Source organism: Shewanella gelidii (assembly GCF_014647855.1).
GTDB lineage: Bacteria > Pseudomonadota > Gammaproteobacteria > Enterobacterales > Shewanellaceae > Shewanella > Shewanella gelidii.
This window is the reverse complement of sequence record NZ_BMPZ01000001.1, coordinates 658,742-676,363: the sequence shown is the minus strand read 5'-3', so window position 1 is coordinate 676,363 and position 17,622 is coordinate 658,742. Positions and strand designations below refer to the sequence as shown.

The 17,622-nt window shown below is 44.9% G+C and carries 12 protein-coding genes; 7 read left to right on the top strand and 5 right to left on the bottom strand.

Annotated elements, in window-relative coordinates; translation table 11 throughout:
* Nucleotides 1-193 precede the first annotated feature (193 nt).
* Nucleotides 194-688, top strand: a complete 495-nt coding sequence (locus IEY18_RS02925) for a TlpA disulfide reductase family protein (RefSeq protein WP_188917598.1) — start codon at nucleotides 194-196, stop codon at nucleotides 686-688.
* A gap of 104 nt (nucleotides 689-792) precedes the next feature.
* On the opposite strand, the gene IEY18_RS02920 is transcribed toward IEY18_RS02925, so the two are convergent.
* The 3 genes from IEY18_RS02920 to IEY18_RS02910 all read right to left on the bottom strand — a co-directional run bounded on the left by IEY18_RS02920 (nucleotide 793) and on the right by IEY18_RS02910 (nucleotide 3,474).
* The gene (locus IEY18_RS02920; protein WP_188917596.1) at nucleotides 793-1,578 is read right to left on the bottom strand and encodes a PepSY-associated TM helix domain-containing protein; all 786 of its coding nucleotides are present in this window, start codon (nucleotides 1,576-1,578) and stop codon (nucleotides 793-795) included.
* Between the two features lie 32 nt (nucleotides 1,579-1,610).
* The gene (locus IEY18_RS02915; protein WP_188917594.1) at nucleotides 1,611-2,141 is read right to left on the bottom strand and encodes an FMN-binding protein; all 531 of its coding nucleotides are present in this window, start codon (nucleotides 2,139-2,141) and stop codon (nucleotides 1,611-1,613) included.
* Nucleotides 2,142-2,289: 148 nt separating this feature from the next.
* The gene (locus IEY18_RS02910; RefSeq protein ID WP_188917592.1) at nucleotides 2,290-3,474 is read right to left on the bottom strand and encodes a porin; all 1,185 of its coding nucleotides are present in this window, start codon (nucleotides 3,472-3,474) and stop codon (nucleotides 2,290-2,292) included.
* Between the two features lie 300 nt (nucleotides 3,475-3,774).
* On the opposite strand from IEY18_RS02910, the gene IEY18_RS02905 reads away from it, so the two are divergent.
* The 4 genes from IEY18_RS02905 to IEY18_RS02890 all read left to right on the top strand — a co-directional run bounded on the left by IEY18_RS02905 (nucleotide 3,775) and on the right by IEY18_RS02890 (nucleotide 10,314).
* Complete coding sequence (locus IEY18_RS02905; protein ID WP_188917590.1) at nucleotides 3,775-4,476, top strand: DUF3581 domain-containing protein; 702 nt, start codon at nucleotides 3,775-3,777, stop codon at nucleotides 4,474-4,476.
* A 269-nt stretch (nucleotides 4,477-4,745) separates the two neighbouring features.
* Nucleotides 4,746-8,432 (top strand): ATP-binding protein, encoded by a 3,687-nt coding sequence (locus IEY18_RS02900; RefSeq protein ID WP_188917588.1) that lies wholly within the window; start codon nucleotides 4,746-4,748, stop codon nucleotides 8,430-8,432.
* Complete coding sequence (locus IEY18_RS02895; RefSeq protein ID WP_188917586.1) at nucleotides 8,432-9,100, top strand: hypothetical protein; 669 nt, start codon at nucleotides 8,432-8,434, stop codon at nucleotides 9,098-9,100. The genes IEY18_RS02900 and IEY18_RS02895 overlap by 1 nt, the downstream gene beginning before the upstream one ends.
* Nucleotides 9,097-10,314, top strand: coding sequence for a phosphoenolpyruvate carboxylase (locus IEY18_RS02890; protein ID WP_188917584.1), 1,218 nt, complete (start codon nucleotides 9,097-9,099; stop codon nucleotides 10,312-10,314). The genes IEY18_RS02895 and IEY18_RS02890 overlap by 4 nt, the downstream gene beginning before the upstream one ends.
* Nucleotides 10,315-10,441: 127 nt before the next feature.
* On the opposite strand, the gene IEY18_RS02885 is transcribed toward IEY18_RS02890, so the two are convergent.
* Entirely contained in the window at nucleotides 10,442-11,824 is a 1,383-nt protein-coding gene (locus tag IEY18_RS02885; protein ID WP_188917582.1) for a sigma-54-dependent transcriptional regulator, read from the bottom strand.
* Nucleotides 11,821-13,824, bottom strand: a complete 2,004-nt coding sequence (locus IEY18_RS02880) for an ATP-binding protein (protein WP_229779701.1) — start codon at nucleotides 13,822-13,824, stop codon at nucleotides 11,821-11,823. Before IEY18_RS02880 ends, IEY18_RS02885 begins: the two co-directional genes overlap by 4 nt.
* A gap of 713 nt (nucleotides 13,825-14,537) precedes the next feature.
* Between IEY18_RS02880 and IEY18_RS02875 the strand changes: the two genes are divergently transcribed.
* Nucleotides 14,538-15,182, top strand: a complete 645-nt coding sequence (locus IEY18_RS02875; protein ID WP_346347683.1) for an acetate uptake transporter — start codon at nucleotides 14,538-14,540, stop codon at nucleotides 15,180-15,182.
* Nucleotides 15,183-16,204: 1,022 nt separating this feature from the next.
* Nucleotides 16,205-17,542, top strand: a complete 1,338-nt coding sequence (locus tag IEY18_RS02870) for an FAD-binding protein (protein WP_188917579.1) — start codon at nucleotides 16,205-16,207, stop codon at nucleotides 17,540-17,542.
* Nucleotides 17,543-17,622: the final 80 nt, after the last annotated feature.

Genomic DNA, 17,622 nt, shown 5'->3' with positions numbered 1-17,622 from the left:
GCTTGTGTGATTGAAACGCTTAGCGCTCCGAATATTTACCTTTTCTTCCATTTCTACATCGCCACCTTTTAAAGTTTGGGCGGTGTATATCGTCGCTCGTTTCAATGTTGCACACTTCTTTGAATGAAAATCTTCACTCGCGCGGTCTCTTTCAATAATCGACAATTTGTAATCATGTGAAAGAGGACATTCAATGCGCTGGATGAAAGCAACGCTCGCAAGTATTTTTGTGTTCAGTATCAGTTGGCTAGGTAGTGCACAAGCAAAAGAAATTGAAGCGGCAGCCTTTTTTAGTTTGGCTGATCCCCAAGGGCAAGTGCATACCTTAGAAGATTATAAAGGTCGGCCGCTCATCATACATTTTTGGGCAACTTGGTGCCCATATTGTAAAAAGCTGCAGCCTGGTTTGGAGAGAATTCATTTAGATAATCAAGATACTGACCTTGCTGTATTGGGGATTAGTTTCAATGAAGATGAAGGTGCCGAGCCTCAGAATGTACTGCAAGCACGAGGTATTACCTTTCCAACGTTGATCCACGGGGAAAGCGCGGCACGAGCCTATGGTGTGCCTGGTACTCCGACGACGGTATTTATCGATCGCAGGGGGAATAAAGTTTGGACCACCAATATCTCTGATCCCAATAATCCTAAATTAAAACAAGCTGCGGCTTATATATTGAACCAGTGAGCTCGCAGTTTTTTGCAAACCGATCTCTTCGTTTCGCCTTCACTTGTACTCTCATCACTTGTGAAGGCATTTTTTTGGATGAAAGGAATGTAGTCAGTAGGGAGTTATTTAATCTTCGGGTGCTTAGCGGGCTTTTGCTGCCACCAAATGACAAAGCCTGTGACCGATATAAAGATTAAAGCCAGTGCTGCAAGATCCATAAACCAACGCCCAAGGTCGCCAAATAGTCGACCGCTATGCAGGTCGAGCAGGACTCGTTCCCAGCTAAGGTGCATGGCACGAGTATTTAGGTTTATTGTAGCGCGTTGCTGCGGAGCTAATTGATGCTGAGGTCGTGCCGAAAACCATGCGATAGGAGCAAGCGGTGTTGCAGGCTGCCATTCGATGAAGTCTTGATCTGCTAGAAATAGACGCTGTTGACCTTGCACCCAGATTTGCTGACCCGACGTGCCAATGGCTGTGATTTGCTCAGGCAGGCCAGAGCTAGAATCTTGAGTTTCGATGATTTGGCCATTGAGGCTAAGTAACGTGATGGTTTGTTGGTTGGCAATAGCATAGCCTTGCTCAAAAGTGGCGATACCAACAAAGCTTGAGTCAGAATCCATGATCCGTTGCGAACCAAACCAGAGTTGATTGTCAGCTGCCGCAATCAGTTGCGGTGTCAGTTGCAGGACATTGATCTGCTGCGGCGGTTTTATCCCATAATAATCTAGTAACCACTCACTGTGAACATGGCTGCGATCGATGCCAAGATCATGACTGTGGTTGATAAGAATGCCAGTACTTGCAAGCAATAAGATAAATAGCGCACTCAAGATCCCAATGCGACGATGCCACGGTCGAAGTAGCCGAAGAAGCTTGACTCTAAGGTTTGGGTGTCTGCGGGTCATATCGGTGCTGCCATTCGTTTTGGTGATTTACCTTAGTTTGCGTTTTGTTGTCGAATATACCCGTCTAAATACAGTGCAATTCTCGATAGCTTTGTCAAAGCGCGAACCGAGAGTGTTGCTCCGGTGATGCCATCAATATGTTTATCTAGTTGGTGGTCGGCTTGTAATTGGGCATCAATAAATTGATTGGTGAAAAAGTCATGACGAACTTCACCACCACGGGTTTCTCGATATTCTAGCACTTTAGTTTTTGCTATTTTACCTTGCTTAACATGAATACCGACAGTGATTGGCGATTCTTTGCCGATTTCGTTCATAATCCAAACAGACTCGTCGGCTTGCTGCCAATACTTTAAGCGTAGTTTATTAAACTTATGCGCTAAGATAGCTTCAATACTGGGTTTAATTTCGCCATTGATCCAAAGCACTTTGGGCTTTGGGGACTCACCAGCAAAAGCCGTTGAAACAAAATCGCTCTTGGTTTGGTAGACACCTTTAGCGAACGGCTGTGGCATGCATAAGGTAAATAAGAAAAATGCTGCAAGTAGATGGATCAATCTCATCAAATTTCTCTCTAAAAGTGGTTCAGGCCTGTCCATGCCTTTGTGAATCAATGCGGTTTTGTTGCCCACATTTGCTTCGGTAATAAAAAGCGAAAAAGGAGCGCTATCGAAATAGCACTCCCTGCTTTGACTTTAAGTGTCGTCAGTCTTAGAACTGATAACCAACACCTAGGTTAAACCCGTCTGAATCTTTTGAGCCGCCAAGCTGTTCCCAATCTGCTTTCAAGACAACATGCTCGTGTAACCAGTAGTTCAAGCCCACGTTGGTTTGCGTCACTTTGGTATCATCGCTGTTACCAGCTGCGTTGTCATACTCGTTGTAGCGAGCAAATACACCGAACTCTGGAGAGATGCGGTAAGAAGGCTCGATGTAATAACCGTTTTGCTCGTCACGACCTAATGCTTCAGCATCTGCTCCGTCGATATCCCACTGAGCGTATAAAGCTTTTACGGTGAAATCTTCAATGCTGTATATCGCATGGGCAGTCAGCATAACCGCAGATGCAGTGTCGCTTGCGGCACCTTGAGTTAGGTCGCTTTGGTACTGTGCAGATGCAGCAAGTTCTAGGCCTGGGATCGCAGTGTACTTCACGCGACCGGTGTAAGCTAAGTCATCACCTTTAGCGTTTGAAACCTTTTGACGACCGCTACGGATATTGTAGGCTTTGCTACCTTCAGTTGGGACGTTAAGACCTGAAGTCACGCCAAAATCAAAACCAAGGCCAGGAGCTGCTTGATAGTTCAGTGCAAGACCGGCTTCCCACCACGTGGCTGGTATAACGTTTTTCTCGACAGGGTTACGTTCAACACCGTAGAACGTATCTGGCTCGTGGGTCTCGTTCATGATACCAACAGGCATTAAGAATAAACCGGCTTTACCTGAAGCGTTTTGGCTGAAGTCATGCTCAATGTAAGCTTGCTCTACTTCAACTTCACCATTTTTGCCTTCACCCGCAAGTGAATGCTCAACTTCTAATTCAGAGAAGAAGCGGGTTGTGTCATTGAACTCATGACCAAAGAACAGTACGAAACGATGGAAATCAAATTCTTTTTTGGTGCTGTCATTCAGATTGTTCTTGATGTTGTTGTAGTGAAGTTCACCATAACCACCAATCGTCGTTGAAGATGTTTTCGCAGCAGTTTGCTCTACTACGTCAGCAGTTGATTCAACGCGTTGCTCAGTTTGTTCTAGGCGACGCTCTAGTTCAGCAAGGACTTTTTGCTGTTGTTCGATAACTTTACGTAGCTCTTGGGTTTCTGTATCTGCTACTGCGGTTTGGCTAGCAAATAAAGCGAATAGTGTGCTTGCAAGAAGTGTTTTTTTCATCATCATTTTCCGAATTTTATTGTTAGTCGGTATAAATTGCCCAGAAGCTTAACATCTGCGCATGGGAATGCAAACAATTCTCACTTAGATTATCGATATGCGTCATGTTGTACTAAATTTTGTTGAGCGGCTCACAAATCTTCATGGTATTTGATGTAAAAAAGATGTGAGTGTAATGGTTTGTTTTTATTGAACTAGCTAAGACTAAGCACGTTTTTTTGCGTGTTTTTTAACTCATCGGGTGAGTTTAAGTCGCTTTTTGAGATAGACTGCGCGTTTATTTTTAACTGTTGGATCTATCTCCGCGTGAATACTTTTTTAGCCTCTTACTACCAAAAACAAAATCAAGCGATTAGCATTACCCAAGAGCAAGCCAGTGATTTCGCCAAAGGTGTCGCGCAAGACTACAACCCAATCCATGATGTGGGTGCAAAACGCTTTTGTGTGCCAGGAGATTTGCTCTTTTCCCTAGTGCTCGGTGAATATGGGCTAAGCCAAAAAATGCGTTTTAGTTTTGCAGGTATGGTGGGTACCGGCGTTCAGCTGCAATTCCCTGATCCTGTCAATGAAGCATTTGATATTCGCGACAACAACGACAAGCTTTATCTGAGCGTAGAGCGCCAAGGTGAAGTCGCATTTTGCCAGACTCAAATTGAATCGTTTATCCGCAGTTATGTTGCATTTTCTGGTCTGAACTTTATCCATGTATTGGTACCACTGATGAAACAACATCAAGTGATGATCAATCCAGCGCGTCCATTGGTGATTTACGAAAGTATGTCTTTCGATCTGAATACGCTTGAATTTGATCAAGTTGAATTAACCTTGGTCGACCAAAAGTTGGCAGTGGATGGCAAACGCGGTGACGTCACGCTTAGTTTTGAGCTTCACAGTGATGGGAAGCTTGTGGGAACGGGCGAAAAAACACTGGTGATGAGTGGCTTGCGTCCATTATGCGAAGAGAAAATACAAGGTTTGTGTGACCTTTATGAGTCTCGCAAGCTGTAAACTTCATTCCGTTTTCATCTATCGCTGACATTTCTTGCTGAGATGTCAGCGTTCCACGTCTCAAATGTGCTAATTTTTGTACAATTTGTGCATTCTCCCTGCTCTTTTTGCTTCAATTTTCCGCTAATATTGCCCTTTGCTTGGGGGTAATTGCCTATATAGATTGCATCTATTAACCTATTGGCAATTTTTATCTTTCTGTTGAGTCTATGCCTTGAATTTCACGGATAATTCCGTGCATGAATGACAAGGTTTGGATAAGGAATAACATGTCTAGCTTGATCCGTATTGTGCTGATCGATACCCACTTACCGGGCGTCGTAGAATTGGCCTTGAATGGGCACACCAATATTTGTGGCACCAATGCCTCCGGTAAAACAACATTGCAGCGCTTGGTGCCGGTTTTCTATGGCGAATATCCAAGTCGTGTCGTGCCTTCGACACGGGATAGTTTCGAGCGATGGTATTTGCCCCATGAATCTAGCTATATCATTTATGAATATACCAAAGCTGATGGTTTGTTATATCAGGCGGTGCTTGCTTCGGCCGGAGATGGCAAGGGCGTGAACTATCGATTTATCGCCAAAGGCTTTGAACTGTCGGATTATATTAAGTCTCAACAGGGTGACCAAATTTCCTGTTTAACCATGGCCGAACTCGGAAGGTTTATGAAGCGCGGGGGAGTGGCACACACCAATCTTCTTAATACCCGAGAGTTTCGTGCGATTATCCAGAATGATCGAGCTTTACAAGGTACAGGCGGTAATCGCAGTGAACTGCGCCAGTATGCACGACAATTTTCATTATGCGATGCCGAGCATTCACTGCGGCATATAGAAAAACTTGCCAAAGCTGTGCACTCGAAAGAGGGCAAAATGGAAACGGTCAAGTCCATGATTGCGGCCATTCTTGAAGAAGACGGCGTTAACCCACCCAGTTCGAGAATTAACCCGCAGCGGGTTGAAGCATGGATCCGTGAAAGTCAGTTAATTCAGGGTTTTGAAGAAATTCGTCCAGAATTTGAAAAGCTAGAACAGGAATTTAATCAGCTACAAAGTGCTGAACTAAGACTTGCCTCATTAGCCCAAGGTTATCGTGAAGATGAGAGCACCGAAGTGGCGCGTCAGGAGCTGAGTCAAAGCGAATCTAAACAACATAATTTGGCGCTAAAACAACTGGATGAGGGTTGGAAAGAGCAACGGGATTATCTCAATGGTGAGTTGTCGGCTGCACGGAGTGATGTTTCAGCGATTGAAGACGAGCTCGATACCATTGAAGGCCAGCATTATGCGTTTCTTGATGCGGATATTGAGCAAGCAAAGCTTAATCTGGAGCAGCTGCCGAATTGGCGCAGCGATCTTGAAAACTTAAACGAGCGTCATAAATTACAGACCGAGCAGCATCAGGATGTGGAGGCCGCTTACAACGCACGTCGTAGTAAAATTGCAGAGCAATTGCATCGAGAGCTTGAAAAACTGCATCAAGAACAAGAAAGCCTGCATGAAGCTAAAGATAAACAAAAAGCGCTTGCGCAAGAAGATATGGCGAAACTTGAGCAACAATGGCGAGAGCAAGCTGAAGCTCAGAAGCAGCAATATCGTGAGCAAGACTATGAGCTAAAATTGTCAGCGCAAACCCATCAGTTGCAAATCGATAACCTAACTTACACGTCGGAAGAGAAGCTTGCGCTTGAAGTGTTTGATGAGCGTATTACGTTGGCTGAAGAGGAGCAACAAGCTTGTGATGACAAAGTCGAACGCTTCACTCGCGAAGAAAGAAAACTAAAAGCCCAACGTGACCAAGCCAATGAAAACTTGCGACTTGCCAGCCTAAGAGTGACTGAACGTCAAACTCAGGTAGAAGAACTGCAGCAGATCCTATTTCCGCAGTCGCACACCTTATTGGAGTTTTTACGCAAAGAAATACCTGAGTGGGAGCAAAGTCTGGGTAAGGTGATCCACCCTGATTTATTGTATCGTTCAGATCTTCATCCACATCTGGCGCAAAGCTTGACCCAAGCACAGCAAACGTCACTCTATAGCGTTCTCCTTGATCTCAAAGCCATTGAATTGCCGGAATATGCCCGCTCTGAGCAAGATCTTCGACAGTCACTCGCGACAGCAGAAACAAATTTGCATCATGCACAAACACTGCAATCAGAGGCCGAGTCGCAACTGATTGCTCTCAATACCGCGTTAGACCAAATGAATCGAGAGCTGACGGTTGCTCGAACTGCTTATAAAAATAGCAGAGAAGATTCTCGACGTTTATTCGAAGAAAAACGCGCGGAAAAAGAGAAAGTTAATCAAGCTTTATCCGATCGCAAGCAAGCCGCGCGACAAAGCTTAGTGCAGATAGAATCCCAGCAAAAGCAAATTCTCACGCAACATCAGGCTTGGCTTGAAGAACAAAAAGAGCAAGCACTAGAAGCGCGAATGGAGAAAAATGCCCACTGGCAAGAAGTCGTCGGCGCCATTGAAAGCCAACTTGCTCAATTAAAAAGCAACATTGAACAGCGCCGTAGCAATGCTAAAACCGAGCAAAAAGCATGTGAAACTTGGTATAAAAATGAGTTGAAGTCTCGTGGCGTCGATGAAGACAAAATTATTGCCTTGAAAGGTGAAATACGCCAGTTAGAAACGCAAATTAGCCAAACTGAACAACGTCGCAGTGATGTGCTTCGATACGATGATTGGTACCAACATACTTGGATGCAACGTAAGCCTAAGCTGCAAGAAAAGCTCAGCGAATTAAAACTTGCTGTGGGTGATTTAGAGCAGCAGCTACAAGCGGCAACTCACCAAATGAAAGCGGAGCGCAAGCGGCTTGAAAGTGCGCGTAAACAATCTGATGCTGCACAGGTTGAGTCTTCAGAAAACTTGACCAAGCTGCGCAGTGTTATGCGCAAGTTAGCGGAACTAAAGCTATCAGCCAGCACAGAGCAAGCCCAAGGCCATTTAGGTGAGCGCTTACGCCAAGGTGAAGAACTGCTGCTGAAACGAGACTACTTAATGGGCTCGGTGAAGCAGTATGTGGAACATTTTGATAGTGTCATCGCGAGCAAGTCAGGCTCCAGTCTGGCTGAAACGTGGGAGCGTGCACGGGAAGAGTCGAGTTATCTTACCGATAAAGGGATCCCCTTATTAGATTATCGCAAGCTCGTCCCCCAGCTTGAGAAGCTTCTCAATGTTATGGTGCCGCAATCGATGACAGCGCTTCGCGAGCAAGGGCGAATATTCGGCGTCGATCTCACTGCTTTTTATGATGTACTCGCTGATATTGACCGTCGTATTGCTAGTCAAAGCGCCCGGATCACCCATGAGGTTGGCGAAGAGCTATTCCTTGATGGTGTATCAGAGTCGGCTGTTAAAATTCGCTCTCGTATTAGTGAGCTCGAGTTTTGGCCTGAATTAGAGCAGTTTGTAAATGCCTTTGAACGCTGGAAAGCTGATGGCTTTACTGGCTTGCCCGATGAAAGCTATACCACGAGCATGCGCAGAGCGCTGGATATTATTGGCCGCGCCGCTTTATCGGGCGGTGTGGCGAAACTACTCGAAATTGAACTCAGGTTGAAAGAAGGTGAGAGCGATCTGGTGATCCGTACCGATCGTCAGTTGAATGAGTCTTCAAGTCATGGCATGGCCTATTTGATTTTATGTAAATTCCTCCTCGCGTTTACCCGTTTGCTCAGGGGGCGAGCCGACGTCACCATTCATTGGCCGATCGATGAGTTAGGCACTTTGCATCATGGCAACGTAAAGAAAATTTTTGATGCTTGTGAGAATAATAACATTTCCGTACTCGGCGCTTTTCCGAACCCAGAGTCAGACGTGCTTAATTTATTTAGTAACCGCTATATCATTAACAAGCAAACTCGCAAACTTCAGGTGGTTAAGCCCAAGGTGAACCCAATTGCAGCCAAGCTTGGTCAACGTGTGGATAAGGAAGTCGTGTAATGTCAGATATTCAACAGAGTCAAAGCTCAGCGACCCCGCACCAAGCAACGAGCCTATTGATTGAGCGCCTTTTGCAGGGGGAGTTTATTTGTCGAACCACCGATGAAGAAGGGTGGCGAGCGCTGAAGAGCGGTAGCACACGCAATTATATTGAGCAGTTTCTCAATCAAATCAACCGAACATTAGCCAGTGCAGGCGAAGGCGAGGTCTTTTTCTGCGGCTACCTCCACCTCGGAGAGTCAGAACGTAAGGTTATTTCGTCTCAGTTTAGAGATATCTGCAATGGTCTCGTACCATTAGTGGAATGGCTGGTTTTAGTCCAAGAAGCAAGCGGTCAAGATGCGCCTTTAACTGAAGGCGCCGCAATTCGTTTGATTGAATTGCAAGCTCGCATTGATGAAACACCAGCTTTTAAGGAGCAGCTTGCAAAGTTAAGTCATTATCGGCTATTTGGCTCTACGAGTAGTCAAAGTGAAGCACAAATAAAACTGATTTTTAAACGTTTACTAGAGCTTGGTTATCTATCACGCCCAAATAGTGAGAAACAGATTTATATCGCGACAGGTAAAATTGATTACCTATACGAAGTGATCCGTTTTATTGATGAGACCGAAGGCTTGAGTTTAGAAGCGCAAGCAGAAACCGCGAGCCAAAAGGACTTGCTATGAGCAGTAACCTACATCACGCAGGGGTAAAGCTATTCAAACAGCTTGCACGACATGCCGATTTGGTGATGGATGCTTATCTAGCGGGATCGATATCGGAAGACGGTCGGGATCCCGTGGTGATGGAAAAGCTGACGCAGAGTGGCATTTTATGGCGGCCAGATCCAGAGAGTGAACTTCGTCTTAAACGTTCAATTCGCGCCTTATTAGAAGAGAGTTTAAGCGACGAACGCAATCGGCAGATTGATGCCAATGTTGGTTCTTCGCTTGCCACGATTAAAACGTTAGCCAATCACTATAAAGAAGCACGTGAGCACACCGATTATGGTGCCGCTGAGGCGTATTTAGCCGATCTCAGTGAGCATGTGTACAGTTTTACCGATAGTTTACGTTATTCGATTCGAGTGCTGTGGAGCCGAATTAATAATGAGTTTGGTTATGTTGGCAGTTTGACGGCGAAGATCCGAGAAAATGAGTTAGCGCAAAGCCAAGTCTCTGAATTGCTCAACGGTTTGGAACTGTTTCAGTTTAGCGAGCTGGCAGAGATTGCAGGGGATATTCGAGAGTTAAGACGATTACTTGTTACTACGCTGCAAGAGAGCTTAAGTGACTGCACTCAAGAACTCAGCGTGGTACAAGGCCGCTTACTTGAGCTGCTTGGTCGCTTTAGGCAGATCCGCGGCCGAACGCGATTACTGAAAGGTTGGTTGCTCTACAATAATTTACACCCTGACTACCGCCCTGTGGATCATGTGGCGCACAATAAGGTGCCGCAACTATTTAATCGTGCGGAAGGTTTGTTGAAACCAGCCGCTGTTGACGTTAGAAATACCACCCAAGAAGCAGAGTTATTGGCGTTGGTTTCTAAAGTTAAGAGCATTAGTCGCAGTGTGCTCCCCCATCAACCACTGGAGAGTTCAGCGGTTTCGTTAGAACAAGCGGAAGACTTTGACATCCCAGATAATCCATTGAAGCTTGCGGTTGAAGAGTATTTTTGCCAAGTGATTGATACGGGTAGAAGCCAATCGGCACTGAGTTATCATCAACAGCAACAATTGCCTTGGGATACTGAAAGCTGGTTGTATCAAGTGATTGGTGAATATGATGGTTTATCGGAGGAACATCGACGCTACTTTGAACTTGAACCTCAAGGTGAGCCGCACCCCGATTTTAGCGGGAACTTTATTATTCGTGATGTTGAGCTTTGGCTTGCATAGCTTAGCTTGAATAGTGGTTTGAGCGGAATTCAACTTCGCAAACCCATTAAAAAAGGCCAATGTAAATTGGCCTTTTTTATGGGGAGCAATCACTATTGTTATTATAGGGTGCGCTAATTTTGAGCCGTTATTTATCTTTGGTAATGCGGCGACTGAGGGCGCTTTGGCTGATGCCAAGCATTTGCGCAGCTGCCGTTTGGTTATGGGCCGTTCGATTCAAGGCTTCTTCAATCAATGCTCGATTCATTTCCGACAAGGTTGGTAAACTTTGCGGGAACACTAAGTTATCCGGCGTATCTCCATTCAGCTCTTTGTGCTCTTTTATCGCTTCCATAAATGGAGAAATATTGAGTTGGATACCATTACTTCGGCTAACGGCATCAAACACCATACCTTTGAGCTCGTGTAGGTTACCTGGGAACTTATATCCTGAAATTTGCTGTGCGAGCTCTCGGGGTTGCAGCGGAGCATCGGTCCCAATTTCTTCAGCAGCAAGTTGAATGAAGTGATTGATCAACATTGCGATATCTAACTGGCGATAACGTAGTGGTGGCAGGTTTATTTTATGCGTTCGCAAGCGGTATAGCAGGTCTTTGCGGAACTTACCTTGTTGATTTAATGGCAACAGATCAATTTGCGTTGATGCTAGAATTTTACAGTTCACGGGATAGATTTGATCACTACCAATCGGTGAATATTCTCGTTGCTCAATGATATCCAATATTCGAGCCTGAGCATCCAGTGGTAGCGCATTAATCTCATTTAAGTAGAGCACACCTTCACCCACTTGATGGAGCAAGCCTGCTTGAGATTTTACACTTGGGTCTTGCTGTAAGCTCATGCGACCACATAGTTTAAGCTCAATGGTTTCACTGGATAATCCAGCAAGGTTAATCGTCACAAATGGCGCATCTGGGCTATACAGCTGGTGACAAGATTTGGCAAATTCGTTCTTGCCGGTACCGGCTTCACCAATTAATAGGATAGGCTCTGGACTGTAGGCAACCGCTTCTAGATAGCGGAACTGATCCAGTAATGCGGGCTCACAGGTGAGAATGTTATTAAAGGCTTGTGGTTCCGCTAAGGTACGGCTTAAAAAGCGTTCTTTAATGCGGTGATAGTTCCGTTCCAGTCCGACGACTTCGAGCGCACGACGCACGGTATTGGCGAGGTCTTCAACATCATCGGTTTTAATGAAGTAGTCGTAGGCTCCGTTTTTAATGCAGCGGACAGCGGTGTCGACTTCATTGACGCCCGTAACAATAATCACCCGTGTATTGGGGCTCTCGCTTCTAATCGAGTCAAGCAATTGCTCTCCTGAATGAAACGGCATCGTTAAGTCTAATAGCACCAATGCATAGTCTGCGCCCGCGAGTCGGCTCATCACCTGGCGGCTGTCTACACATGAGTCAATAATGGCTTCAGGAACTAGACGGTTGAGCGTGATTGAAAGCGTGCGGAGCCATGCGGCTTCATCGTCGACAATGAGTATGTTTCTAGCGAGTTTCACGTTGTTTGCTCCAATTTAAAAATGAGCGTGATGCAAGTTCCTTCTCCAACACGAGAGCTGATTTGCATTTGGCCTTGGTGTTCTTTAATGATGCGACTGGATACCGATAAACCTAATCCACTACCGCCACTAGCTCTGCGAGTTGTGAAGAACGGCTCGGTGACCCTTTGCAAGGTTGCGCTGTCCATTCCGGGTCCATTGTCACGGATGATTATTTTTGCTTTTTTCCCTGACACGAGGGTTTCAACGTCGATTTGCCCGTTGACTTGTTGATTATTCTCTAGCTCTGAGGTGAGTGCATTGCTGGCATTTTGCAACAAGTTAATCATGACTTGTTGTAATTGCTGTGGGTCACCGATAACAAAAGGTTCAGACTCAATTAAGTGAGTGTTCACCTGGAAGCGTTTGATTTGGTTTGCAGCTAATCGTAAGGACACTTTGACGACTTCGTTTAGGTTTGCAGCGGTATGTCGTGACCTGAGGTTAGGTTGGGCGTATCGCTTTAAATCACTCACGATTCGACTGATGCGCCTCGCGCTCTCCTCAATGGTGACACTTGAGTGCTGTAACTCCTCTAACGCCCGATTCGGTGCTAGGCCGGCAATCTGCCAAAAAGGATTATCTTCTTGGTAGTTTTTGGCTGCGGGTTCCAAGTCGACCAACGCTTTAGCAAAGAAGTCGATAGAGTGAACAATGATACCCGTTGGGTTATTAATTTCATGAGCAATCCCCGCCGAAAGCTCCCCTAAAGAAGCAAGACGACTGGCCTCATCATTGGCTTGTCGTAGTCGATGTTGCTCGGTTGATTCTTCGAGGAGTATGACCACCTGCCGATTAGCTATCGGGTGTGCCTGCAGTAACCAATATTGGTCGCGATAGCTCATCTCTTGAATCACAGACTTTTGCTGCATTAACACGTTGTCGACTAGGTTTCTAAGTGAGAAAATTTTGCCATTTTGATGACAAAAGGCCTCATCTTCGAGCAATTGGTTATTGTTATCATTACTCCAGAGGCAGGAAAGCTCTTGATTGTATAAGCTTACGCCATGGGGGATCCCGTCCAATACCGATTGGAATTGTTGTGACAGACTGGATATCTTTTGCTCGGCTTCATGCCTTTGTTTGAGCTCAAGTGCCAGTGCAACTGTTCGTTTTTCTAGGCGTTGGCTAATCGAGCGGGTATAGACCATACCAAATGCTGAGATTGCTGTGACAATAAGAGCCGCAAATAGCATTTTTTCTTGGGTACTGATGAGATCAACTTTCTCACGTCCGGTACCAAACCACTTATTTACCAGTTCATCGTATTCTCCGGAAAGCTTAAGTCGCCGAAGTGTGCCATTAATTTTGATCATCAGCTCTTTGTTGGACTGGTTCGCGACAAATACGAATGCACCAAAAATGAGAGGGTCACTGGAGCTGTGAATTGACGTGAAAAATGGCAGTAACCGACGCGCAACGAAGTTTTCGGCGAGAACCACATCAACTTTATCTTGTTCAAGGAGTTTGAAACCCGTTTCATAGAGGTCAACATCAACTCGGGTAAATTCTTGCACATGGCCACGAATATAAACATCGACAAATGAGCCACTTTTGATCGCGACGCGTTTACCTGCCAGATCGTCCCAATTATCAATGAAATCACGCCCTTGTAATGTATAGGCTTGCGCATGAGTCGCATAAATAGGGTCTGATTGCAGTTGTTGCCGTGCAATCCCTACTGGACTGACCATGACGGCAATATCGACGTCGCTATCTGAGTTGTTAATATCGCTGACTAATTCTTGGAAGCTTTTACGCTTGACGATGAGTTCTTTATCATTGAGCTGGCTAATGCGTGTAAGTAATTCAATATTAAAGCCCTGATCTTCGTCATTACTATGCCAAGCAAAAGGTGCCGTTTTAGAGTGGACACCTAAAGTCACCGTATCTTCCGCATAACTTGGGTATGCAAAGATGATTGCTATAACGCATAACCATTTGAAGGGGCTTAAATTCAAAATCTTATATTTCCTTTCTGCATAGCGCTCGGGTTTATCTCTTTCATTATCATCGGCTTTTTATCGTGATTTTAATGCGATGTAAGTTCCAGAACTCGTTCAGAATTTGCTGTCGATGATTGATATTTGCAAATGCTTTTATAGCTCAATGCCCTTGTCCTACGCCTTTTTGATGATTCTATTATCAACTTTTGTACGTGCTGATGGTAGCGAACAAGTTGAAAACTCCACACTAATTCACGCCTCTCAATAGCTTGTGACCAACCCCCTGCATGGGTATGAGATTTTGCATATTTTGCTTCTGTTCAATGCAAGCTTGCATGTTGATTCTTGGGAGTTGTGATCGTGGTTTTAGTTAGCTTTTCTATTCTAGTTTTTCACTTGAGTCTCGGTTTGCTCATGCTCAAGATTTACTCGGGAAAGGGAAACTCTTTGGAAAACGAGCTTTCTAAATAGAGATTCCTAATTTAGTTAATTATTAATGTTATCAATGTCTTGCTTGTGTTTTTGCGCCCTTTTTATGTTGATTGAACATCTCAGTATAAAAGGGAGCGTCTGAGCTCGAGTAGTCATACCGAAAAGGAACTTGGGTAAATAGGACCTTGCAGGGAAGTGGTGAAAACCATGGGTAACAAAAGAAGAACTTTTTTAACGTTCTATTAATTATTGGTTATTTCGTACCGTAAGAATGAGAGCTGTAAAACAGCTTTTCTATACACACTAACAATGAAGGTAAGCATACAATGTCTACAAACTACGCTAACCCTGCGCCTTTAGGTCTCATGGGCTTTGGTATGACAACGGTTCTTTTGAACATTCATAACGCGGGATTTTTCCCAATTGACTCAATGATCTTAGCCATGGGTATTTTTTATGGTGGTATCAGCCAAATTATCGTTGGCACAATGTGCTTTAAGCGTGGAGATACCTTCGGAACTACGGCATTCACCTCTTATGGACTATTCTGGCTAACGCTGGTTGGTTTGATTGTAATGCCTAAGATGGGGCTTGGCTTATTGAAAAGTCCTGAAACGTTCATGGGCTGGTACCTAACGTTGTGGGGTATCTTCACTGGCTTCATGTATATCGGCTCTCGCTGCTACCCAATGGCGAAGCAAGTGATCTTTGGTTCATTAACGATTCTATTCTTCTTGCTTGCGGCGCGTGACTTCACGGGCAACCACATGATTGGTGTGATTGCAGGATACGAAGGGATCTTTGTTGGGGCATCGGCCATTTATTTTGCCATGGCGCAAATCCTTAACCAAGAGTACGGTCGCGTTATCTTGCCAATTGGTGAGCCTAAATTTAAGAAAGAAGCTGCAAAACCGGTACAAACGGTTGCCGCTGCTGCTTAATCTCAAGGTTTATCCTTGAAAAAAAAGAAGCCCTGTGGGGCTTCTTTTTTTATGGAATTTTTCTTTGGCCTTTGTGTGCGGCAATGGGCAATGATAAGGACATTGATGATGCACGCCCTGCGATTGTTGCCTAACTGGTCATCTTGTAATTTTTCTAATATTTATCAGCCAGAATTTTGAGTCACGTTTAAATTTCAAACAGATTCACTTCGATTATGAATTGTAGATCGCGGTTTTTCAAAATAGCGGTGGCAATGTTTTGGGCACAGCCAATTCAATAAGTATGGCAAGACGTGTGTTGCGAAACGACCCTGCTCAAGCTCGCACTCAAGTTTTCTCGCTCTAGACTTTTCACTCCAACTGATTTAATCAAAGTGCGTCACTCAATTATTTTGCCGGCAGCAAATGAACGATATCTGCGATGAGTTTTCTGTGCGCTACTTGGTGCCATGATCCTATTCGCTGAGCGATGAGCAATCAAAAGCAGCAAAGTTAATACTGAAATTCACAAACACTGACATGCCGCAGCACGAATGCTGCATCATGCTTTTGATCATGTAGAAGATGATTGTGCTCAAATTTGGGCTCTTAAAAGTTATGCCTTTGTTAATTCGGTTCTTTTTATGATTTTTTGCTTCTTTCATATTTGCATGGCCGGTCATTTTTTTGGTGTTAATTTGACCATGCGTAAAATTGCCATTTCTGGTTATTTAAATTTGCATTGCCTAATTTACATAAAGTTTGGCCGTAGATAGAGCTTGCTGGTCGTACTGTGAACAATGCCCTATTGGGGTATGAGATTTTGCATATTTGGCGCAGTACTGATGCATCCTTGCATATGCGTTTTTGCAAGATGTGATCGTCCTTTTAGTTACCTTAAGGTTTCCCATTATCTGCTTGAGACAAGACGGAGCTCAGCTCAAGATTTACTCAGGGCGGGGAGTATCCTGATGCATAAATCATAGAAGCTGACTCTCCAAGGACGCGATCTTATTCGCATTGATAATGATTTAGGGACCACCATGAAGAAATTAAAAACTGCATTATATGTCGCTGCGGCGTTAGCAGCACTCAGCACTTCAAGCGCCGTTGTTGGCTCAGAAAGCTTGACGGGTCTTCAGGGCGAACGCGCACAATCTTACGGTAGTCAATGGCAACATCATGAGCCTGCTATCGTTGCATTAGAGCAAGACTTAAAAGTTAGAGAGAACGCACTATCTAAGGCTCCTCAGTCTAAGACCAATATTGTTGTCATCGGTTCTGGTAGTGCTGGTTTCTCTGCCGCTGTGTCTGCCAGAGATGCCGGTGCTCAGGTGATCATGATTGACAAAAAGCATGTCGTTGAAGCAAATGACGCCGTAGAAGCCAAGCTTGTAGAAGCCCTTGCGGATCAATCTTCTAATTCTGCACATTGGTTAGCTTCACTTGGCGCAGATTTAAATCAACATATGGACGACGCAGGCGTATGTGCTCATGTGATGAAAGTACTTCATCAAAATGCACTGGAACGTGGCGTAGACTTGCGTATGGATACCCGTGGTGTTGAAGTTCTCAAAGACGAAGATGGACGTGTTCGTGGGGTGTTGGTGAACGAAAAGAATCGTGGCTACTATTGGATTGAAACAGATGCGGTTGTCTTGGCTGATGAAGCGAAGGATGGCGATGCACTGGCTAAGTTAGACCCTAAATTGAAGCATTTGATTGCAACGAGTCACCCAGAAGTGCATCCAACACTGTCAGTCCAGGGCGGCGTGATGGTGACTGAAGCGATTCGGGGCAGTGGGGCGATTCTTGTGAATCGTGAAGGGAAACGTTTTGTCAATGAACTTGCAACACGAGATAAAGCTGCGGCTGCGATTTTAGAGCAAAGCGGTGGCTCGGTATTCTTAGTTTTTGATGATTCAGTGCGCCGTTCATTAAAGAAAATTGACAACTATATCGATCTTGGTGTGGTCTCCACAGAGAGTTCGTTGCAAGCGCTCGGGGCTTCATTGGGAATTGATGGTAAAGCGTTACAGCAATCTGTAGCACTTTATAACCGTCATGTGGGTAAAGGGATTGATTTGGAATTTGATCGCCTTGAGGATCGCCGTCCAGATATGACCAAGACCCTTAAAGGTAAGCATTTCTATGCAATTGAAGTTAGCCCAGGTGTTCACCATACGGTAGGTGGGGTGTCTATCGATGCGAAAGCGGAAATCTTAAATGCTAAAACAGAAACCATTCCCGGTTTATATGGCGCAAGCGAACTTGCTGCCAGTCTTCAAAATGATCAACGCCCTGAGGGCAGTTTGACAGCCGACGTTGTTACTTTTGGTAAGTTAGCCGGCGAACATGCTGCTGCTTATTCAAGGTTGTAGTTCGATGTATGCCTTGGGTGATGTGATTTGCTAGCTCACAACACCCGCTGGTTGCTAACTAAAAAGCGCTCCTCTTGATT